This window comes from Marinomonas lutimaris (assembly GCF_019426345.1).
Lineage (GTDB): Bacteria > Pseudomonadota > Gammaproteobacteria > Pseudomonadales > Marinomonadaceae > Marinomonas > Marinomonas lutimaris.
The window spans coordinates 272082-294476 of sequence record NZ_JAHLLW010000001.1 but is presented as its reverse complement, the minus strand read 5'-3'; the positions used below and the strand labels follow the sequence as shown (position 1 = coordinate 294476).

Here is a 22395-nt window from a genome sequence, read left to right as displayed (position 1 = left end):
ATCAACGAAAATGAAGTTATAAACGCTGCAGCAAACAAGTGGCAACAGTTTGATCGACACTATGAGCAAGATGGGGAATAAGATCGTATGTGCTTGCTACACCGCGAGCCCTTAAGGCCTCATGCGCTAATTGTGACAAGCGATAGTCAATCACATTATCTTGATTTCCATGGATAAAATGCACTTGCGTGTTATTAATGGGTTGTTTATTGGGAGATATAGCAAACCGCCCAGATAAAGAAACGATTTTTTCCGCTAACGTTTCCTCGACCATCTGCATGGAAGACAAGGACATAATGGCGCCTTGGGAAAATCCAATTAGCGTCGTTTGCTCCGTACTTAAGCCGATTTTTTGCTGCCAATATTTTACTGTCTCAATAAAGGCTGGCATCGCGGCTTCAATGCGTTCAACACGATTTTCCTCTGTCACGCCTTGTACTGAAAACCACTGATAACCTTGTCCGAAATCAGAGGCATCAGGTGCCTGAACAGACACTATAGCGGCTTGAGAAAAAGACTTAGCCAAAACATCTCCCAAAGGAGATAAACTCTGAGGCGTTGCCCCAACCCCATGAAATAGTAAAAACAAACGCTCAGATACTCTAGGTTCTTGTATCAAAATAGAAGTGTTCATCATACATCCTTATAAAAACTCAACCAAAAATATAGTAACACTCTACTCTTTCTATAAAACAAGATATATCAGCTATTCCTCAAGCTTCTATTTCATAATTAGAAACAATCTGTGATCGAACAAAAGACAATAAAAAATGCTCGTCCAGTTTTCGGTTGTTGCTTCGTTAAGAATCAAGCTAACCTTCTATAATAAACACTTTCACAACAAACACGAACCATTATTCAGCAACGGAAAAACGCATGTTAATAACAGATGAAAAACAAGCCGATGGTTATTATCAAGCCTTACTAAACCGTGAACCCAGTTTTGTCGGCGTGTTTTTTGTCGCCGTCAAAACCACTTCTATTTTTTGCATTGCAACGTGTCGAGCACGTAAACCAAAGCGTGAAAACGTGGAGTTTTACACTCATTTCAAAGACGCAATGGACGCAGGTTTTCGCCCTTGTAAAGTCTGTCGCCCCACTGAAAATGCTCATGAAGCGCCTTATGAAGTGCAAGCGGCAATGAACCTTGTGCGAGACTGCACTAAGGCAAAAATCACCGACCAAGAGTTGAGAGAATCTGGAATACGGCCCATCTTTGTGCGTCGTTGGTTTAATCAACATTACGGCATGACCTTTCAAACCTTTCAGCGCATGTATCGTATTAATTATGCGTTTCAAGAATTAAAGACAGGCAAGAGCGCCACCAATACCGCGTTAGATTCAGGCTACGATTCTTTAAGTGGTTTCGGTTACACTTTTAAAAAATTACTTGGCCATGCGCCGACCCTAAATTTGGAGAATGCTGTGATTTTAATCGATAGGCTGACAACGCCCATTGGCCCTATGTTTGTCTGCGCCACTGACGAAGGAATTTGTCTATTGGAATTTGTCGACCGACGCATGTTAGAAACCGAGTTTGAAGACTTACAGCGTCGTTTAAAAGCACCGATTATGGCGGGAGAGAATGCTCACATGAAGCAACTCAAGCAAGAGCTAGAAGAGTACTTTCTAGGTAAGAGAACCGAATTTAGTGTACCGCTTCATACTCCAGGAACCGACTTCCAAAATGCCGTCTGGCAAATGCTTGGCACCATTCCATTTGGTAAAACCGCCAGCTACCAAGAACAAGCCACTCGATTGAATAACCCTAAAGCTGTGCGAGCTGTCGCCAGAGCCAATGGCATGAACCGTGTTGCCATTGTTATTCCTTGTCATCGAGTGATTGGTAAAGACGGCAGTTTAACCGGTTATGCGGGTGGATTAGAGCGCAAACGCTGGTTGCTTGATCATGAAAGATCGCACCGTCAATATTTAGAAACTCAAAGCCTCGAAAAAGGCTGAGATTAAGTGTTCGAATGCCAGTAGTTTCATGAATACATCAAGGTTGTGTCATGGCAATGTAATTTACTTGTACAAGACTTGAAATGACCTTTAAGCAAGTTCATCTTCTACACTTTAATTGTAATTAGATGGAATTCAACATGCCTACAAACATTGTTGCTGTATATGGGACGCTTCGTGAGGGGCTAAATAATCACGAACTTCTTGCCGACTGCAAGCGCATCGGTCTAGGTTGGCTGACGGGGTTTCGCATGCACAATTTAGGAGACTTTCCAGCCATTACCTCAACTCACGACGAAAGTGGTCGCATCCGAGTCGAGTGGTATGACGTCTCAGACGAAATACTCGCGTCTTTGGATCAACTAGAAGGTTATGACCCAAAGGCGCCAGATAGCTCTCTATACATAAGAAAGCGTGTTTTCTCGCCTTACGGTCGTGGCTGGATTTACGTGTACAACAAATCTCTAGACCATGCTCCGTATATGGAAGCAGGCGACTGGGAGCGTTATTCCCGAACGTCTATGCTTCACCAAGGCGCACAATCGTCGTAGATAAGACTTGAGCAGTTTGACTGCTTTGTAATTGGGCAATATTCGTCACGCTCGCTTTGACTTGATCTTTATCCGTTAACAAGCCAAAACGCACTACAAATTGCTTGGATTCCCCAGCGGCAATCGTCGGCACCAAGCCTAAATCGCGCTGATAAGATCGGTTATAAGCAAAGCTAGTGCCCGGCTCGATTCCCACCACATAACCTTGTTCCAGTGTGTCCGTATTTTTCCACACGGTAAGCACTGGCAAGGTATCGGTTTGATAGCTCACTTCTATGCCACTACTCGCATTTGCATTGTGCAATAAGGCATAAGAAAAACCTTTCTCGTCACTAACTGGCCGAATGTTAAACACCATTTCGTCAAAGTCTTTCGTTGGCGCTGGCATCTTATTCCAATCACTCAAACCACCAGCGGCATAGTCATTAAACGGCGATAATTCCGCCATAGGAACATGCAGTTGTGCGCCGTTTTCCAAAATCGGCTGAGCAAAATTATTGTGATAAATCGCTTGGTATTCGCGCGGATAACTGCCTTTATTGGTCAAGGTATCTTCAACCAATAAATAAGGTTCATCTGGCGTCAGTGACAAGGCAGTCTGCAGCTCGAAATTGGTGAACTTGAAGCGTTTTTCATCGACTCGGCCGCGTAAAGTGACACGATAAGGTGGCACTTGCTCGACCTCTAAAATCACTTCATCGGCAGGTGTGTTCTGAATACGACCATGTAATGTCAAAAATTCATCGCCATCTTGACCGGGATGCCCTGCCCATTGGTAACCACAACGCACTATCATCTCGTTAAAACCATCTAACCAACCAATGCCGCCGGACGCTTCTTGATTAACAAAGCTTGGATGAACGATTTCTTTAACCGGCGAGTCCCAACCAAATCGTACTTCTTTTCCTGTCGTATCTTTCCTAACAACATCAAGAACCGCCATGCCACGAGTCGGCACAACGCGAACCACAGAATCGCCCACGGTTAACGTGATCAAACGTGAGCCGGTTTGCTTGCCGCCCATAAGACATGTCTGCTGCACACTAATCGGAATATCTTTCGGTAAGCCCATTAATTCTGCAGATAAAGAAAGGTTAGCAACATCAATATGCTGTTGATTACTAAGAAGAACAAGTTGAAACATGGGCCAAGCTCCAAAGAAAATTTACTCATGCTAGCGCGAGCTAGATGACAAGGCTAGCCATGAAGATAAAATCTGCTATTTATTCAATGTTGCTTGGCGCTTCGTTCTAATTAAAAATCCCCCGGCGCGCACTGTAGGCAAGTCAATCCTAGGTTACGCCAGCCTTGAACCACAGCATCGCGGTCATCCAATACCAACCAAGGCGTAAAACCATCTTGGTGGATTTTCTCCAACAAGGCTTTTTTAACGTCCTCGTCTGGCAAGGCATCCGCATTGTCTGGGCGTAGATAAATGCCATCGCATGGAATTTGGTGTTTTTGAATCCATTCAACCGAGTGCTGCTTATGGGATTCAGGACGGCCACTGCAAATTAAGATATGTTGACCTTGTTGCTTGAGAATATTGACCAAACGCAGCACATTTTCAATCACTGGCGCATGTTTCATGTGTTCAAAAAAAGGGTCCCAATGTTTTTCTGCACCAAGCACCCAATGGGCAACTTCGGTGTGATCGAACTCGGCAAGAGTGCCATCTAAATCAACAATTACGGCATTTGGTAACATGTAAAGCTTCCTTTAAAAGGGGTAATTTCCCAGCCGTTTTCGTCTTGGCTAGGCACAAAAGAAATAGGAGTAACGTTGCCGATTCTTGGGCAATACGGCGTGCCGTTGATAACATTGTTTAGCACTCGATAAACACCAGAATGCGCAATAATCAGAGGCCACGAATGCTCGCTGAGGATCTCATTCAATGCGCTTAGCACTCGAGTTTCGAAGTCTCGCCAAGATTCACCATTAGGCGGCGTCACGTCATAAGGCAGCTGCTGTTCTATCGGGCAGCCTTCTAAATCGCCCCAATTGCGCTCTTTAAGTTGCTCATACGCCATAATGGTTTGTTTTGGCACCGCATGAAATGCAGTCTCTTGCGTGCGTTGTAACGTACTGGTTGCCACAACACTCCAATCAATGGCGCTTAGTATTGGCGCCGCATCTTTGGCTTGTTGAATCCCCATTATGCTTAACGGACTATCGGTAAAACCACCAATACGAAACGCAGCGTTAAACTCGCTCTGCGCATGACGCGCAAAGACAAAAGGCTTAGGTATTAAGGTCATAATCTAACTCTATACAATCTAACTCAATATAAGGATCTGCAGTGACGCTTGGACCAAGGGCCTGTCGCCACACACTTAGATCTTTCATGGTATAAAACAATGGAACACAAATACGGCAGCCAAGATGATCCACCAGCCGTTTCAAATCTTGCTTACGCGGATGCACATTCCAGCGTTCAAAATGCGCTCTGTCTTCGCTCACGGCCTGACGAGCATGTTCCGGCAAATGTCCGGTATAAACCGGCAAATATCGCTCTGGTTGTTGCAATAAAACAGCCGCTTCGCCACTCAAGCCATCAGGATCACCACACAGCACCACTTTGGCATTGGGATTAAACGGTTGGCTTTTCATGTTTTCCAGGACAGATCGAATCTCGGTACAAACACTGCCTTCAGGTCCAGCCAAAACAGTTTCAGGCGCGATACAATCTTCTCCTAGAGTCCAATCATGGAAACCTAGGGAAGTTAACCAACAGGCCATTTCTAACGCTCGTCCAGTTTGCGGAACCGGCATCAGCAAGGCGCGCTCGTCTTTCAGATAATGCAGCAAGGCATTTTTACATTGCTCTAATGAATTGTCGTACAAGCCGTAAGACGCATCGAGTAAAGCGACATTAGCTTGTGGCGGCATGGTAAAAGGATACAAACCAGATTCGAGGCTAAAATCACCGCTGTAAAATACGCCATCACCCATATCAAGATGCAGCCACACACCGCCAAAAGAATGCCCTGCCGAACCAGTTGTCACCTTAATGCCAGACACATTCGTCGAGCCACAAATAGGCAAGGTATGAAGGTTCAAATGCGTTGGCAATTGCTGCTGAACGGGCGAAGTCGCGTAAACCGGAACTTGGCTATCAATATCGATCAAACCGCCCATATGATCTTGATGATCATGGGAAATAAAAATCGCATCTAAATGATCCGGTTGCGTCCAGCCTTTGTCTTCGCCCGCCTCTAACGCGCCGCCCGCGTCGAGCAAAAAACGAATCGGTTTTGACTGATTGTCTGCTTCGTAAGTCACCAAAATCGCGGCGGCGGTTTTTCTTCCCGCGCCACTTAAAATATCAATGCTAACCTTCATGACTCACTCTCAAGCGACCAAGCTTGCCCAAGACGAACCTGATGCTGGCTTTCTAGCGTCATAGGTACATCACTGTACGCGAGTAAGCGCTGGCCATCTTTTAGCGTCAATTCAATATCGTAACGCTCGCCACGAAAAATACAGCTGTGAACGCTTACAGCCAGTGCTGAATCGTCCGCGCTGACGAAATGAATATCTTGTGGGCGCACGAGCACAGAACTAGAAGCTTTGTCTGACGAATGCTGACGTATCAACTCGTGCAAATTGGTACCGCTCACGTATTGCGAAGGAGCAACCACAGCCACTGACAACACGGAACCTCGACCAATAAAATTCGCTAGCCAAGTGTTTCTTGGTCTTGCATACAGTTCCTGAGGTGTTCCCCATTGCACCAATTGCCCTTTATTCAGCACAGCAATTTTATCGGCCAATGACATGGCTTCGGATTGATCGTGGGTGACATAAACCATGGTCGCGCCAGTACGTTTGTGAAAGGCACGGAAGGTTTCTTCCATCGTCGCTCGCAAATGTCTATCTAAGTTGGCAAGCGGTTCGTCAAACAACACCACATCTGGCTCGGTGACCAAACTACGCGCCAACGCCACTCGCTGACGCTGACCGCCACTTAGTTGCGCTGGCAAACGATCGGCGTATTCTTCTAACTGAACAATTTCCAGAGCGTCTTTAATTCGCTTGTTGCGTTCTGCCACCGGCGTTTTCTGTACTTTAAGCGGATAGCCGACGTTTTCTTTCACCGTCATGTGCGGCCAAAGTGCATACGATTGAAACACCATGCCGAAGTTTCTTTCTTCTGTTGGCACATGACGCGTCGAACTAGAAAGACAGTCATCGCCATGAATGATTTGACCACCTGAAACCTTCTCAAATCCTGCCAGCATTCTTAAAATGGTCGATTTACCACAACCACTTGGCCCAAGTAAGGCAACAAACTCACCCGGCTCAATCGTTAAATTCAAACCTTTTACAACCGGCGCACCATGAAAAGATTTTTCAACGCCATCCAATATTAACCGTGCCATGGAATCACTCCTTTGGGCAGACGAGGGGTAAACAGACTCAATAAACTCATTAACCCTGCGACCAGAAAAACCACCAGCACAGCAATGGCCGAGGCCAAAACACTGTCGCCACTTTCATCGAGATTAAAAATCAACACACCTAGGGTTTCATTGCCTGCGCTCCACAACAAAGCAGACACCGTCAGTTCATTAATTGAGATCAAAAACACTAATAATCCACCAGCGAAAAAGGCCGGTGCAGTGAGGGGTAATATGATGTCAATCAAGCGCTGTATCGGCCTTGCTCCTGCCAGCTGTGCGGCTTCTTCTAAAGCAGGATCAAGCTGAGACATGGCGCTTAACACCGGCTTCAAACACACACTCAAAAAACAAGACAGATACGCCAAGAAAATAATGCCCAAAGTGCCGTACAAGCTGACCTCAATAAAAGGCAAAGGCTTGGCGAACAACAAAATAAAAGCAATGGCTAAGACGATACCAGGGATGGCGTATGGCACTTCAATCAAACTGGCAATCACAGCTCTGGTTCGCATTGGCAAACGCATCAATAAATAACCCAATGGCAAAGACAGCAGCATCAAGACTAAAGCACTGAAAAAAGCCAAAAATGCGCTGTTTTCAAAGGCTCGTGAAGTAACGCCTTGTCGCCCTATCATTTCGTAAAATGCGGTGAAGGTAATGGTATCCGCGTTCAAAGGCATGCCAAGAGCAGGCACCAATGAGCTCACAATCAAAGCAAATAGCGGTGCGACCAAGATAAAACACAATACCAAAGCCAACAGAATTTCGAGGGGCAAACGCCATTGCTTAAGACGGAAAGAAAGCGACTGCGCCGTGTGGCCTAACAAGGAATAACAACTGCGTTGCTGTAGCCATTGTTGCAACAACATGCCCGCTAACACCAACAAAGCAATAATCATCGACAAGCCCGCTACTTGGCTAAGCATATCGTTACCAAACCCTGCCATTTGCTGATAAATCAAAGTTGGTAAAACGATGTAACCTGCTGGAATCCCTAACATCGCCGGAATACCAAAATTACCCAAAGAAGAAACAAAGGCTAGCGCAGCGCCAGCGATAATCGCACTACGACACAAAGGCAGGATGATATCGACCCAAATTCGAAACTGAGAAGCACGAGATAGTTGGGCGGCTTCCAATAAATCCTGCGGTAAGGAAATAAGCTGAGTACGCAACGCCAGAAACACCAAGGGCGCACTTTGTATACCTAACAGCAAGGCAATACCTTCTGCCGAATACATAGGTTGTGGGCTGCCCAACGCTGGCGCGAAGCCTAATGTATTTAAAATGGGGCTCGCTGGACCAAACAGTTGCAACCAACTCAACGCCGTCACTTGTGGCGGAATCATCATCGGCAACATAAAACAAAACACCCAAATGGCGCGACCACGAATATTCGTTAAAGTCACCACAAAGCCAAAACCGCAGCCCAAAATCACCGCGATAAGCGTCCCTAACCCTGAAGTGTAAAAACTATTGCGTAAAGCAGTCCAAGTCCGCTCACTTTTGAGTACTTCTGCCATCGGTGAAGACGTAGAAAAAGTCGTATGACTCAAGGCCTCGACCAGCAAACGCAAGCTGGGTAATACACTTAACGCAGCAATCAATAAGAAGAGTCCAATGGACAACCAGCGTAGCTGGCTGTCCATGGAAGCTCCATCCATAAAGCGTCTTTTTAATAAGGAAGGTGTCATCTTGCTTAACCTTCAAAGATTTTGCTAAAGCGCTCTTTGTTCGCTTCGTTGTCGCGCAATGTTTTTGCCGCATCGAATGGCATCAAACGAATATCTGTACGCTTAGGGAAACCTTCTGGCACACCAATGTCACTACGAGCCGGTAAGTAGCCCTGCTCTAATACTAAGGCTTGGCCTTCTTTTGATAAGAGAAAGTCTACAAAGCGTTTCGCTGCAGCTTTATTTTTAGCTTCTTTCATGATCGCCACTGGCTCAGTCACCATGGTGACGCCCGTTTTAGGGAAGATAAACTCAATCGGAGAGCCTTTTGCCGCTTCACGTATCGCCAAAAAATCCACAATCACGCCATAAGGTTTGGTGCCTGATGCCACCGCTTTTAGTACACCACCATTACCGCCTTGTGCCATCGCTTGGTTGGCATGTAATTGCTCGTAATAATTCCAACCTAGTGATTTGTCATCAGTTAGCGTCGCGAGGTGAATCAGCGCTGCGCCAGAATATAAAGGACTCGGCATCACTACTTGGTTTTTATATTCAGTCTTAACCAAATCAGACCAGTCCATCGGATGTTGTGGCGCTTGTTTATGACGAACAATGCCTGTAGTAATCAGTTTCGTGCCGTAATAATAGCCATCTTTGCTGTACAAACTGTCTTCATATTTATCGCGATTAGGACTTAAGTAAGGGTACAAATAACCATCAGACACCATAGATTCCATGGTCACGCTGTCAGCAATAAGCAGTACATCGGGTTTCACCACGCCAGAGGATAATTCCGCGCGCAATTTCGTCATTAATTTGGTCGTTCCGTCACGCACCCACTCCACTTTTATATCTGGATTGGCCGCTTCAAACGCATCCACCGTCATTTGCGCATCTTGGTTTGGCTGACTGGTATACAAGGTCAAAACATCTTGAGCTTGTACGGAAAGAGGAAAAGCAAGTGCCGCAGCACATAGCAACAAGGTCTTCTTAACGGTCATGGTGAAACTCTCTTTTTGATAAGTGAGCTGCAACAATACCGACATAATTTGACACTATAGTGACGAAAAAATTTCGTTTAATGCTGGTTTGCTTTCGTTTCGACGATCTTCATTTAAAAAGCTTCATAAAAAGGACTGAATCACTATGAACAAAAGGCACTATGACATCGTGCAATGGGTGAATAAGCAAGGACGCCAAACATTACAGGCCGTCGCCGACGAATTTTCGGTCTCAGTGCAAACCGTTCGATCGGATATTAGGCTATTAGCCGAAAAAGGCTTGGTATTGCGCAGCCATGGTGAAGTGATCCCTTTTCCTCATCGCGAGAACATTAGTTTTGATCAAAGACGAATCCGCCATGCGGCCGGAAAAAAGCACATTGCCGACCTTTGTGTGAGCAAGTTGGCTGATTATCAATCAATCTTTCTTGGCAGTGGTTCAACCGTGGCTGAAGTCGCCAACCAGCTTTCGCTCTTTCAGGGCTTACAAGTGATGACCACTAATCTTCATGCTGCACGTAATTTGTGTGAGCACCCGGACTGCGAGCTCACCATATCAGGTGGTCGAGTAAGAATGCGCGATCAAGATGTCATAGGTGGCGACGCCATGCGTTTTTTCCAGCGCTACCGAGCGGACATTGGTATTTTTTCTGTCGCAGCGGTGAACAAACAGGGACATTTATTTGATTTTACTGACGATGAGGTCATGGCGCGAGAAGCCTTGGTTGAACATTGCCATTATCGAGTTTTAGTTATCGACAGTACAAAGTTTGATACTGAATCCCGATGTTTATGGGGAAAAATGAGCGATTATGATTGTGTAATTACCGACCAAAAACCGTCTTCTTCTTTACTCAGCTCGCTAAGTTATCAAGGCGTTGAAATATTGTATTAACAATAACGAGGTTAAAATAAAAGCACCTTTGTATAAATTGTGTAAAAAATGCGCTTGATCTCAGTCTTTATATAAGACTATTGTCTTAGTTACCCCCACGTCGCAAAGAATTGAGGTTGTTATGAAGTCACCGATTAGAATCCGACAGCAGATTAATATTGGTTTAGTGGTTATTCTCTTACTCGCTCTTGCCAGTATTTATCTTGTTATAGAAACGAAAGTGAAACCCGACTTAACTGCAGAACGCCAACAACAAATTTCCGTTAATCAAAAAGGTCTGAGTGAATTACTCAGTGCCAAGCTAGAAAAGATCCAATTACTCACCAGCACTCTGGCTTTGGCTAGTGCCGAACTCCCGAAAGACGAAGCGCTTTTTAAAAAAGTCTTCCCCAGCATTATTAATAACCATGACGACAAAAGTATCGCCGGTGGTGGTATTTGGCCAGAACCTTCTGCTTTTACTCAAGGAACGCTGCGTCGTAGTTTTTTCTGGGGCCGCGATGGCTCTAAGATGAGTTATCTGGACGATTACAATGACCCAGCAGGCTCTGGTTACCACAACGAAGGTTGGTATACCGTGGGTAAAACCTCTCCCATTAATCGCTGTGCTTGGTCTGAAGCTTACATTGACCCAGTCACTAAGATTCCAATGGTGACTTGTACCATTCCAATGAAAGAAAACAATAAATTCACCGGCGTCACCACGGTAGATATGATGTTAGATGGCATCACCAAGACACTCGAACAATACGGAAGCGAGAACCAAGGTTATGTTTTTGCTATTGACCAAACTGGACAAGTCCTGAGCTTCCCGAAAGGTAAAGCCAATTTAGTCAAAAACGATGGCAGTATGTTAACAGCCACTGAGCTTGGTAATCAGCTGCCATGGTTAAAACCCGCCCTAACAAAAATAAGCGCTGTAGAACAAGTTATCGCACTTGATCATGATGACATCTTAGATGGCGCTGCTTCTGTTGATCTTTTTAAGCAACCACAAACCGGTTGGACTATTGGCTTAGTTGTTCCTAAAGAAAGAATGACAGAAATCGCTCAGAGCATGGGCTTGTTCCTAATGATCGTCATTGGTGCCTTATTGATCGTTGTTAGTATCATTGCCATTTCGTACTTCCGTAGTCTGCTTGGCAAGATCAATCAAACAACACAGCAAATTCAAGAACTGGCGGATGGCGGCAGCACCCAAGAACTTGAAGTTGGCAAATTAAATGAACTAGGCGATTTACGTCAGGCAGTGAATGCCTATGGCGATAAACTGAAAAAACTACTAGAACAGATTCATATTGAATCTGCCAACCTGGTGAAAGATGCTGGACGCTTAAGCACATTTAGTAATGACTTCTTGAACAAAGCCAATAGCCTAAGCGATGAAAACACCACATTAGCAGCTGCGACGGAGGAGCTAGGCGCGACCTCTCACGATGTGGCTATGTACGCCAATGAAACCAGAGAAACGGTTGAACGTATTCACAAAGATGTACGCAGCAGCGGCGATGAGATGAATACCGTCATCGAAACAATGCGTTCTCTCACCAGCGCCATGACACAAGCACAAGCTAATATTCTTCAGTTAGACGAAGACAGTCGCCAAGCAAACGGCATGTTGGGCGTTATTCGGGCCATTGCCGAGCAAACGAACCTCTTGGCACTAAATGCTGCTATTGAAGCAGCCAGAGCAGGGGAAACAGGTCGAGGCTTTGCCGTGGTTGCGGATGAAGTGCGTAACCTTGCCGCGAAGAGCGAGAGCTCTGCCGTAGAAATTGAACAAGTTCTAGGACGTCTACAAATCGCGTCGAAAGAATCTGTCAGCTCCATGGAACTAGGTCATAGCGAAACGATTCGTGCAGTAGAAACAGCAGAGTCAACGGCGAGTCACTTGCAACAAGTCGTTAACGCCTTCTCTCAAATCACCGATCAGGCGACTCAAATTTCTGTGGCTGCCGGAGAACAGCAAAAAGTATCTCATGATTTGAGCCAATTTGTGTCTCGGTTGCAGGAACTCACCGGTAGTAACGCCAGCGATTCAAGCCACCTTAGCCGCATGAGCCAAGAGATAGATGCCATTGCCAATCGACTCAACGCCTTGAAATAGATACATAAAATACAGTAGAACGACAAATCCCACGCTAATTAGTTAGCGTGGGATTTTTTACGTTTACAGGAATGTCCAAAATTTTGCGACTAACCGATGAATACGACGTCCATATGGCGGCCGTAGCAAGGCAAGAACATTCGGCCCACGTTTACGTAATACCGACTTGCAATGAGAAAAGGTACGAAAACCTTCTTCAGCGTGATAAGCGCCCATTCCGGATGCGCCAATGCCACCAAACGGCAAGTCCGCCTGTGCTACTTGAACCAAAGTGTGGTTGATCACCAAGCTGCCACTGGCAATATTTTCCTCGCAGCGCTTTTGATCGTCATTTTGTTGCGTAAACAAGTACATTGCTAAAGGCCGAGGTCGTTGCTGAATATAAGACAAGGCTTCAGACATCTCGGAATAGATCAGAATTGGCAACAAAGGTCCGAATATCTCGTCCTGCATCACTCTCAATTCATCGTCTGGTTGATGAAGCACATGCAACGCCAGCTTACCGTCGCTTTCCTCTGGCCCTTGCGGCATCAAGTTGTCACATTGGACCCCAGCAGCTCGTGCTTGCTCTAAATAACCTTTTAGGCGATCTAATTGCCTAGTATTAATCAAACTTGTGTAATCGTGGCTCAACACGCCATCTGGGTAATAAGCTGCAAGTTCCTGCTTTATATAATCGATTAAGGTCTGCTTTTGATCAGCATGGCACATGACATAATCAGGTGCGACACAGGTTTGCCCCGCATTTAGAGCCTTACCAAACACCAGCTTCTTAGCCGTATCACGTAAATCCGCCGACGGAGCAACCAGTAACGGAGATTTACCACCCAGCTCCAAGGTAATGGGCGTTAAATGCTCGGCGGCGTTGCGCATAATAATGTGCCCCACGGACGTCGAACCGGTAAACAAGAGATGATCAAAGGGCAACAGACTAAACTCGTTGGCTATCTCAGCCTCACCTTCGACCACTTCCACCCAGCTTTCTCCTAAAGCTTGAGTCACTATGTTACGCAATACTCGATTGGTTTCAGGGCAAAACTCCGACAGTTTCATCATCACACGATTTCCTGCGGCTAATGCGCCCACCAAAGGCCCTAGAGACAGCAACACAGGATAGTTCCAAGGTGAGATGATACCTACCACACCTTTTGGCTGATAGAACACCTGAGCGCTAGCTGGCAAGGTACTTATGTGAACTTTGCGCTTTGACGGTTTCATCCATTTCGCTAGATGACGTTTCGCGTGCTTTATTTCCCCAATTAAAGGAACAAGCTCAAGCAGCCTAGATTCTTCATGAGTACGATGTCCAAAATCTTTCTGTAAGGCATCTAATAAAGAGGTCTCATGATCCATTAACGCCGCTTGCAAACGGGTCAGGCATTGTTGGCGTTCTTCGGCAAGAGGAAAGGGAGTTTTCTGAGTCGCGTTTTTCAGGCGAGACAGTGCCAAGTGGATACCTTCTTTAGAAGAAATAGCAGGTGTTGTGTTCATGACGCCCTCTTCAACGCTCTTTGTTATTTTATGATTAAACGCCGCTTATTAACTACACTATCTACTGATCCATAAATAATGCAAGGAGCACATCATGGCGACTATTTTATGTTACGGGGACTCACTCACTTGGGGACGAGTACCTAACGGCGGACGTTACCCAAAACACCTACGCTGGCCTACTATGCTAAATGACTTATTAGGTCAACAACATCAAGTTATTAACTTTGGTTTACCGGGCAGAACGACGATCTGGAATGATCCCTTTTTGGAAGGTCGAAATGGCTTATCCTATCTTCAAGCAGCATTAGAAACCTTTGGCCCTGTCGATATTTTAATTTTGATGTTGGGCACCAATGATTTGAAGCGACACTTCCATATTGGAGCCTACGAAGCGGCAAAAGGTGTTGAGAAACTGATCGAAAAGTCAAGAATACCAAATACTGATGATTTCTCAGTCCCAACCCTTGTTGTAATCGCTCCGCCAAATATTTTATCCCCAATCGGCTCTATGGCCGAAAGTTTTGATGGCGCCATTGAAAAATCACAACATTTTCACCAGTACTATCAGGATATTGCGATTCGTAACCAGTGTATTTTTCTTAATGCTGCTGGGGTTTTACAGCCAAGCGAGGTCGATGGCGTACATTTAGACGCTAGAGCAAATGAGCAACTAGCGAACTCGATATATTCTTTGATAAAAGCTGATATATAACAATAAGATATTGTTTTATATATATTTTTTAAAATCTTTAGATACATAAGGTTTTTGCTAAAGAAACGAATCAATCTCAACTAGATAACTTTATTAAGATACCTTAATTGGATTTTGTTGCTAATAGCTATTGACAAAGGAGGTAAGATCCAGCAGCACAAAAGGAAATAATGAAAATAGTATAAAATATGCACGATTATTTGATCATACTCGCTTTTTGACGAAATAATCGCTCACTCAGATTTTCTTGCACAAAGTTATCCACAGGGATTTTGGCTGAGCGACCTCTATCAAAACACGCATTAAAATGCTACCCAAATAGCAATTATCCGCTTCTGTATGCTTCATTTCCTTATTTTTTGTACCTCGTAATTGCTAAGCAAATCAGTATGATCTGTCTATTAAATTTGTTTATAAAACCCGTATCTCGAACAAATGCAGTAAGGAGAAAAGCAATGAAAGTAAGTTTCATCGGACTCGGAACTATGGGTTACCCAATGGCTGGCCATGTGAGTAAAGCGGGCCACGCGGTTGTGGTCTTCAATCGATCTACACAAAAAGCCCAAAACTGGTGTGAGGAATACACAGGCACCTTCGCTACAACGCCAGCTCTTGCAGCGCAAGATGCTGATATTGTATTAACTTGCGTGGGTAATGACGACGATTTACGCGCCGTATATTTAGGACAAGACGGCGCATTCCAACAAGCAAAAGCCGGCACTCTTTTTATTGATCACACTACCGCTTCTGCAGAAGTGGCGAAAGAGCTTCACCTGGCAGCTCAAGAACGTGGGTTTCACTTCATGGACGCACCAGTATCTGGCGGACAAGCTGGAGCAGTCAACGGTGTATTAACCGTAATGATGGGTGGCGAGCAAAGCGATCTAGATAAAGCTCAGCCTGTATTAGATTGCTACGCAAAAGCCACCAGCTTAATGGGCTCAGTGGGTAATGGTCAGATAGCAAAAATGGTCAATCAAATTCTTATTGGCGGCGTGTTGTCTGGTTTGTCTGAAGGGATTCGCTTTGCTCAGAAAGCCGGTTTAGACATCGCTTCATTAGTTGAGACTTTAAAACATGGCGCTGCGGGTTCTTGGCAATTAGAGAATCGCGGCGAAACCATGGCGAAAAACGAGTTTGATTTTGGCTTTGCGATTGAATGGATGCATAAGGATTTAGGTCTGTGTCTTGCCCAAGCAGAAAAAATGGGGATCAAGATTCCATTAACCCAGGCCGTTGACCAGGATTATCAAGATCTCATGGCGGAAGGCCGTGGTCGTCAAGACACTTCTGTTCTAATAAAAGCGCTCGATAAAAAAGCCTAATTTTTAGTGTTATGTGCAGTTTAGTGTTTCTCTGAGGAAGCACTAAACTGTCTTTATATAGATTTAATACCTCGTTAAAGGCCCTCTTTCAATATCTCTTTTCTCAATTTTCTGCATGTTTTCTAAAAAAACAATCCTTTTTTTTCCATATTCCTTACTCAGCAATTTCCCTGCAAAACCTTTGTTATCAAGGCTTCCCTGCCTTTATAGAGATTATGTATTCATTACACGCATAGGACATATCGTTATTTCGATTGGTTATTTAAATTAGCTTGAGTAATCTTCAGAGACGCTATTTTTGATGCTTCTGTTTATTCAGATTCATCATTCATAGCTAAAGGGGGCTCAGGGACGAGGCAGAGCAACCCCATTCGAACTAGGAGTTTGGATGGGGTTTGTTTTAAAAAACTGTAAAAACTCGAACTAAAAAGAAGGCTCTTAACCTACCCAAGATAATCACAAAAGTAACGAATACCTTGATTCGACTTCCCACGTGTTTGACACGAATATAATTATGTTAATGGAGAGTTACAATGAAAAAAGGGTTAGCAAAACTGACGCTTGCACTCATGGCCGCTGGAGCAATCAGCACTTCCGCTCACGCTGCAACAACACTGGTTTATTGTTCAGAAGGTAGCCCTGAGGGCTTTAACCCAGCATTCTATACTGCTGGTACTACTTTCGACGCGACATCGAAAAACATGTTCAACCGTTTAGTCGAATTCAAATTGGGTACGACAGAAACAGAGCCAGGCTTAGCAACAAGCTATGATGTATCAAGCGATGGCCTTGAATACACTTTCCATTTACGTAAAGGTGTGAAATTCCACACTTCAAAAGACTTCACACCAACACGTGATTTTAATGCCGACGATGTGATCTTCACTTTTGATCGTCAAGGCAACAAAGACAATCCTTACCACGCTGTGTCTGGTGGCTCATACGAGTACTTCACTGGCATGGGCATGGACACGCTAATCAAGAAAATCGAAAAGATCGACGACTACACGGTTAAGTTCATTTTGACGAAACCAGAAGCGCCTTTCATTGCTAACCTTGCAATGGATTTTGCGTCTATCTTCTCTAAAGAACAAGCTGACGCTTACATGAAAGCGGGCACACCTGAAAAATTGGACATTGATCCAGTTGCTACCGGTCCTTTCCAAAAAGTTCAGTATCAAAAAGATTCTTTGATCCGCTACACAGCGTTTAAAGACTATTGGCAAGGTAAAGCAAAAATCGATCGTCTTGTTTTCTCTATCACACCAGACGCTTCTGTTCGTTACGCAAAATTGAAAGCGGGCGAGTGTGATGTCATGCCTTATCCCAATCCAGCTGACCTTAAGCAAATGGAAGCGGACCCAAACATCAACCTAATGAGCCAAGAAGGCTTGAACGTTGGTTATTTGGCATTTAACACGCAGAAAAAACCATTCACTGATGTTCGTGTTCGCCAAGCTCTAAGCTTAGCAACAGACAAGAGTGCGATCATTGATGCGGTTTTCCAAGGCGCAGGTAAAGCGGCTAAAAACCCAATTCCACCAACTATGTGGTCTTACAACAAAAACGTTGTAGATTACCCATACGATCCAGTAAAAGCGAAAAAATTGCTTGCTGAAGCAGGTTATCCAGATGGTTTCTCCACTAACATCTGGGCAATGCCAGTACAACGCCCATACAACCCAAATGCGCGTCGTATGGCTGAAATCATGCAAGAAGACTGGTCTAAAATTGGCGTAAAAGCGGAAATTGTTTCCTACGAATGGGGTGAGTACTTAAACCGTTCTAAGAAAGGTGAACACGATACCGTACTGTTAGGTTGGACTGGTGATAATGGTGACCCAGATAACTTCCTATATGTATTACTAGGTTGTGATGCTGTTGGAGGCTCTAACCGTGCACAGTGGTGTAACGAAGAGTTCAACAACCTGCTTCTAAAAGCAAAACAAACCTCTGATAAAGCGGAACGTACGAAAGACTACGAAGAAGCTCAGGTTGTTTTCAAACGTGAAGCGCCTTGGATCACTATCGCTCACTCAGTGGTTTACGAGCCAATCCGTAAAGAAGTTAAAGGTTACAAAATTGATCCACTTGGTGGTCACTACTTCTACAACGTAAGCAAATAATCAACGTTTAGAAATACGTCCTTTGGACAACAAAGTACTTACTCGCTGGGACGTGAGTAAGTACTTTGCTGACCGAGCTCAACGCTCGATCATCTAATATCTCAAGAGAGCCCGTCCTTTATGTTCCAATTTATTTTCCGTCGCTTAAGCCTTGTTATTCCGACTTTTCTCGGGATCACCTTGCTGACCTTTACCCTTATTCGCTTAATCCCCGGTGACCCAATTGAAGTCATGGCCGGTGAACGCGGTGTGAGCGCAGAACGCCACGCTGAATTGAGTGCTCAACTAGGCTTTGACAAGCCGTTATATGTTCAGTACTACCACTATGTCACCGGCGTTTTACAAGGTGATTTAGGCAACTCCCTCATTACCAGAGAACCGGTAATGAAAGAATTCCTTACGCTTTTCCCAGCCACCATTGAGTTGGCTTTTTGTGCGGCTATTTTCGCTATTTTGATCGGTTTGCCCGCGGGTATTTTTGCTGCGGTAAAACGAGGAACCGTGATTGACCATTCGGTGATGACGTTTTCTCTCACCGGTTATTCCATGCCCATATTTTGGTGGGCGCTACTATTGATGTTGGTATTTTCCGTTAATCTGGGTTGGACACCCGTCTCTGGACGGATCGATGTGGTGTACTGGATCGACGACGTTACCGGCTTTATGCTGATTGACTCATTATTGTCCGGTGAAGAGGGTGCGTTTGCTTCTGCCGTTTCGCACCTGATCTTGCCAAGTATTGTTCTCGGCACCATTCCTATGGCGGTTATTGCCCGTATGACGCGCTCTTCTATGTTGGAAGTATTAAGCGAAGATTACATTCGTACCGCTCGCGCGAAAGGCATCGCTCCTTGGCGAGTCATCGTGATTCATGCGTTACGTAACGCCTTGATCCCAGTGATTACCGTAATTGGTTTGCAAGTGGGTATTTTGTTATCCGGCGCCATTTTGACTGAAACCGTGTTTGCTTGGCCGGGGATTGGTAAATGGTTGATCGAATCTATCGGACGCCGTGATTACCCCGTTGTACAAGGCGGTATTTTGATTGTCGCTTGTATCATCATTGTCGTGAATCTCTTGGTAGATATCACTTACGGAATTGTTAACCCACGAATTCGACACAGCCGATAAGGAGGCGTTTATGACAACATCTACAAAAACGTCCACGACAGACATTCCATTGACTGCACCAGTGCCTATGACACCACTGCAAGAATTTTGGCATTATTTCAGCAGCAACAAAGGCGCTGTAGCCGGTTTAGTCGTTATTGCGATTATTTGCTTTATGGCAGTCTTTGCTAACTTTGTTGCGCCGCATTCCCCTTCTGACCAATATCGCGATGCGCTGTTATTGCCACCCGCTTGGTTAGACGGCGGTAACTGGTCTTTTGTTTTGGGTACGGACGATGTGGGCCGAGATATCTTGTCTCGCTTGATTTATGGTTCACGTCTTTCTATTGCCGTTGGCCTTGTGGCGGTAACTGCGTCTTTGATAATGGGGATTTTACTAGGTCTTGTAGCAGGTTATTTCAGAGGCATGATAGACACAGCCATCATGCGTATCGTCGACATCATGTTGGCAATGCCAAGCTTATTGTTGGCTATTGCGATCGTGGCGATCTTAGGGCCAAGCATTGTTAATGCAGCTTTGGCAATTTCCATTGTCTCGCTGCCACATTATGTACGCTTAACCCGTGCAGCGACCATGGCCGAAATGTCCCGAGATTATGTGACGTCTTCACGCGTAATCGGTGCTAGCCCTCTGCGTTTGATGTTTGTATGCATTTTGCCAAACTGTTTAGCACCGTTAATCGTGCAAGCAACATTAGGCTTCTCCAGCGCGATTCTAGACATGGCAGCGTTGGGCTTTCTTGGTCTTGGCGCACAACCACCGACCCCTGAATGGGGTTCTATGTTAGCCGATGCGTTGCAGTTTGTTCAGCGCGCGTGGTGGGTGGTTACTTTCCCCGGTTTGATGATTTTAATCACAGTACTGGCGTTTAACCTCATGGGCGATGGCTTACGTGATGCCCTTGATCCCAAGTTGAAACAGTAAGAGAGGTTATTATGTCACTGTTACAGTTGGAAAATTTAAGCGTTACCTTCGGCAATTTTCGCGCCGTGGATAACATCAGTTACAAGGTCGAAGAAGGGGAAGTTCTCGGCATCGTTGGGGAATCTGGCTCAGGCAAGAGTGTAAGTTCATTGTCTATCATGGGCTTGATCGACTTCCCCGGAAAAGTCAGCGCAGATCAGTTGACCTTCGATGGTCAAGATCTGCAAGCCATGCCAGAAAAGCAACGTCGTAAGCTAACTGGCTCCGACATTGCAATGATCTTCCAAGATCCGATGACCAGCCTTAACCCATGTTTCACCGTGGGTTATCAGATCATCGAAGCGTTAAAAACGCACCAAGGCGGCAGTAAGAAAGAACTGAGAACCCGTGCGATTGAGTTGCTAACGCAAGTAGGCATTCCGGCACCGGAATCACGTTTGGATAATTACCCTCATCAGCTGTCAGGCGGCATGAGCCAGCGTGTGATGATTGCCATGTCCATTGCCTGTGATCCACGCTTATTGATCGCAGACGAGCCGACAACCGCGCTAGACGTGACCATTCAAGCACAGATCATAGATCTATTGATCGAGCTACAACGCAAGAAGCAAATGGGCTTGGTGTTGATCACTCACGATTTGGCTCTTGTGGCCGAAGTGGCTCATCGCGTTATCGTTATGTACGCAGGACAAATCGTTGAATCTGGTCCAGCGTCGGAAGTCTTTAGCACCCCAAGACATCCATACACGCAAGCCTTACTGGCTTCTTTGCCTGAGTCTGCCTCCGGCAAAGCACGCCTCGAAGCGTTACCAGGAGTGGTTCCAGGTCAATATGATCGCCCATTGGGTTGCTTGCTAAGCCCGCGCTGCCCTTATGCGACGGATCATTGCCGCAAGGTTGAACCTGCGAACCAAGGCGATCTTGATCGCCAAGTGAAATGCCATACGCCATTGGACCGCGAAGGGAGACCAACCGCATGAACCAATCCGATAGCAAGTTAATTTTGAAAGCCGAAGATTTAAAACAGCATTACCACGTCAAACAAGGTCTGTTTAAGCCTGACGCGGTAGTGAAAGCCGTTGATGGTATTAGCTTCAATCTTGAAAAAGGCAAAACCTTGGCGGTAGTAGGCGAATCTGGTTGTGGTAAATCAACCCTTGGCCGCATGCTTACCATGATTGAAACTCCAACCAGCGGCAAGCTAGCGCACCTTGGTGAAGACTTACTAACCTTAAGCGCAGACGCTCAAGCGAAGCTACGTCAGAAGATCCAAATCATTTTCCAAAATCCTTATGGCTCGCTGAATCCACGCAAAAAGATCGGTGCTATTTTGGAAGAGCCATTGGTGATTAATACCAAGCTTTCCAAAACAGAACGCAAGGAAAAAGCTCTCGCTATCATGGCGAAAGTCGGCTTGAAAGCCGAACATTACGACCGTTATCCACACATGTTTTCTGGTGGTCAACGCCAACGTATCGCCATCGCTCGTGGTTTGATGCTCGACCCAAATGTCATTGTTGCCGACGAACCTGTGTCCGCATTGGATGTGTCGGTTCAAGCGCAAGTATTGAACTTGATGATGGATTTGCAGGAAGAGTTTGGTTTGAGCTATGTGTTCATCTCTCACGATTTGTCTGTGGTGGAACACATCGCCGACGACGTGATGGTGATGTACTTAGGCAAAGTGGTTGAACAAGGGACTCGTGAACAACTGTTCGAGAATCCCAAACACCCTTATACCTTAGCATTGCTGTCTAGTACGCCGCAGCTTTCGCCAGATAAACGTCGAGTTCGCATCAAACTACAAGGCGAACTGCCTTCACCGCTCAATCCACCTTCTGGCTGTGCTTTCCACGGACGTTGCAGCTACGCCAACGACCGCTGTAAAACTGAAACGCCATTGCTACGATTAGACGATCAAGCGGAGCAAGAACAAGGCCACATGATTGCTTGTCATGCTGTGGAAGAAAACCGTATTGAAGCGATTGAAGTGGGAGCAGCGTAAGCGAAACTATCTAAGATATGTGAGTTTTAAAGGCGCCCGAAAGGGCGTTTTTTTGATCTACTTTAATGCCCGCCCTTCGTTC

Annotated in this window: 20 protein-coding genes; 11 read left to right on the top strand and 9 right to left on the bottom strand. The window is 45.4% G+C overall.

Annotated features, from left to right (window positions below):
* Positions 1-16 precede the first annotated feature (16 nt).
* Positions 17-634: an esterase gene (ypfH, locus tag KPL72_RS01295; protein ID WP_212917185.1), complete on the bottom strand. Its 618-nt coding sequence runs from the start codon at positions 632-634 to the stop codon at positions 17-19.
* Positions 635-876: 242 nt separating this feature from the next.
* Here ypfH and KPL72_RS01290 point away from each other — a divergent pair, with 242 nt between their 5' ends.
* The gene (locus KPL72_RS01290; protein ID WP_219701397.1) at positions 877-1962 is read left to right on the top strand and encodes a bifunctional transcriptional activator/DNA repair enzyme AdaA; all 1086 of its coding nucleotides are present in this window, start codon (positions 877-879) and stop codon (positions 1960-1962) included.
* Positions 1963-2102: 140 nt separating this feature from the next.
* Positions 2103-2513, top strand: a complete 411-nt coding sequence (locus KPL72_RS01285) for a gamma-glutamylcyclotransferase family protein (RefSeq protein ID WP_249422037.1) — start codon at positions 2103-2105, stop codon at positions 2511-2513.
* On the opposite strand, the gene KPL72_RS01280 is transcribed toward KPL72_RS01285, so the two are convergent.
* The 7 genes from KPL72_RS01280 to KPL72_RS01250 all read right to left on the bottom strand — a co-directional run bounded on the left by KPL72_RS01280 (position 2482) and on the right by KPL72_RS01250 (position 9593).
* On the bottom strand, positions 2482-3657 hold the full coding sequence (locus KPL72_RS01280; protein ID WP_219701395.1) for an aldose 1-epimerase family protein: 1176 nt from the start codon (positions 3655-3657) through the stop codon (positions 2482-2484). The genes KPL72_RS01285 and KPL72_RS01280 overlap by 32 nt on opposite strands.
* A 110-nt stretch (positions 3658-3767) precedes the next feature.
* Positions 3768-4220 (bottom strand): phosphatase domain-containing protein, encoded by a 453-nt coding sequence (locus tag KPL72_RS01275; protein WP_011977962.1) that lies wholly within the window; start codon positions 4218-4220, stop codon positions 3768-3770.
* Positions 4202-4771 carry a histidine phosphatase family protein gene (locus KPL72_RS01270; protein ID WP_219701393.1) on the bottom strand — a complete coding sequence of 190 codons (570 nt, stop codon included), beginning with the start codon at positions 4769-4771 and terminating at the stop codon, positions 4202-4204. Before KPL72_RS01270 ends, KPL72_RS01275 begins: the two co-directional genes overlap by 19 nt.
* On the bottom strand, positions 4755-5855 hold the full coding sequence (locus KPL72_RS01265) for an MBL fold metallo-hydrolase (protein ID WP_219701389.1): 1101 nt from the start codon (positions 5853-5855) through the stop codon (positions 4755-4757). Before KPL72_RS01265 ends, KPL72_RS01270 begins: the two co-directional genes overlap by 17 nt.
* Positions 5852-6895, bottom strand: coding sequence for an ABC transporter ATP-binding protein (locus tag KPL72_RS01260; protein ID WP_219701387.1), 1044 nt, complete (start codon positions 6893-6895; stop codon positions 5852-5854). Before KPL72_RS01260 ends, KPL72_RS01265 begins: the two co-directional genes overlap by 4 nt.
* On the bottom strand, positions 6883-8610 hold the full coding sequence (locus KPL72_RS01255; protein WP_430010736.1) for an ABC transporter permease: 1728 nt from the start codon (positions 8608-8610) through the stop codon (positions 6883-6885). Before KPL72_RS01255 ends, KPL72_RS01260 begins: the two co-directional genes overlap by 13 nt.
* Before the next feature lie 5 nt (positions 8611-8615).
* Complete coding sequence (locus KPL72_RS01250; protein WP_219701384.1) at positions 8616-9593, bottom strand: ABC transporter substrate-binding protein; 978 nt, start codon at positions 9591-9593, stop codon at positions 8616-8618.
* Between the two features lie 145 nt (positions 9594-9738).
* Between KPL72_RS01250 and KPL72_RS01245 the strand changes: the two genes are divergently transcribed.
* On the top strand, positions 9739-10488 hold the full coding sequence (locus KPL72_RS01245) for a DeoR/GlpR family DNA-binding transcription regulator (RefSeq protein ID WP_100186270.1): 750 nt from the start codon (positions 9739-9741) through the stop codon (positions 10486-10488).
* Between the two features lie 121 nt (positions 10489-10609).
* Positions 10610-12595, top strand: coding sequence for a methyl-accepting chemotaxis protein (locus tag KPL72_RS01240; protein WP_219701382.1), 1986 nt, complete (start codon positions 10610-10612; stop codon positions 12593-12595).
* Positions 12596-12658: 63 nt separating this feature from the next.
* Here the strand turns inward: KPL72_RS01240 and KPL72_RS01235 are convergent, their stop codons facing one another.
* Complete coding sequence (locus KPL72_RS01235; protein ID WP_219701380.1) at positions 12659-14086, bottom strand: coniferyl aldehyde dehydrogenase; 1428 nt, start codon at positions 14084-14086, stop codon at positions 12659-12661.
* Positions 14087-14180: 94 nt separating this feature from the next.
* Here KPL72_RS01235 and KPL72_RS01230 point away from each other — a divergent pair, with 94 nt between their 5' ends.
* The 7 genes from KPL72_RS01230 to KPL72_RS01200 all read left to right on the top strand — a co-directional run bounded on the left by KPL72_RS01230 (position 14181) and on the right by KPL72_RS01200 (position 22313).
* Positions 14181-14801, top strand: coding sequence for an SGNH/GDSL hydrolase family protein (locus KPL72_RS01230; protein WP_219701378.1), 621 nt, complete (start codon positions 14181-14183; stop codon positions 14799-14801).
* 455 nt (positions 14802-15256) lie between these two features.
* Positions 15257-16126, top strand: coding sequence for an NAD(P)-dependent oxidoreductase (locus tag KPL72_RS01225; protein WP_219701375.1), 870 nt, complete (start codon positions 15257-15259; stop codon positions 16124-16126).
* A 533-nt stretch (positions 16127-16659) separates the two neighbouring features.
* Positions 16660-18252, top strand: a complete 1593-nt coding sequence (locus KPL72_RS01220) for an ABC transporter substrate-binding protein (RefSeq protein WP_219701374.1) — start codon at positions 16660-16662, stop codon at positions 18250-18252.
* Between the two features lie 120 nt (positions 18253-18372).
* Positions 18373-19383, top strand: a complete 1011-nt coding sequence (locus tag KPL72_RS01215; protein WP_219701371.1) for an ABC transporter permease subunit — start codon at positions 18373-18375, stop codon at positions 19381-19383.
* 10 nt (positions 19384-19393) lie between these two features.
* A complete protein-coding gene (dppC, locus tag KPL72_RS01210) occupies positions 19394-20308 on the top strand; it encodes a dipeptide ABC transporter permease DppC (protein WP_219701368.1) in 915 nt (304 codons plus the stop codon).
* Between the two features lie 11 nt (positions 20309-20319).
* Positions 20320-21288: a dipeptide ABC transporter ATP-binding protein gene (gene dppD, locus KPL72_RS01205; protein WP_219701356.1), complete on the top strand. Its 969-nt coding sequence runs from the start codon at positions 20320-20322 to the stop codon at positions 21286-21288.
* Positions 21285-22313, top strand: coding sequence for a peptide ABC transporter ATP-binding protein (locus KPL72_RS01200; protein WP_219701354.1), 1029 nt, complete (start codon positions 21285-21287; stop codon positions 22311-22313). Before dppD ends, KPL72_RS01200 begins: the two co-directional genes overlap by 4 nt.
* Positions 22314-22395 lie beyond the last annotated feature (82 nt).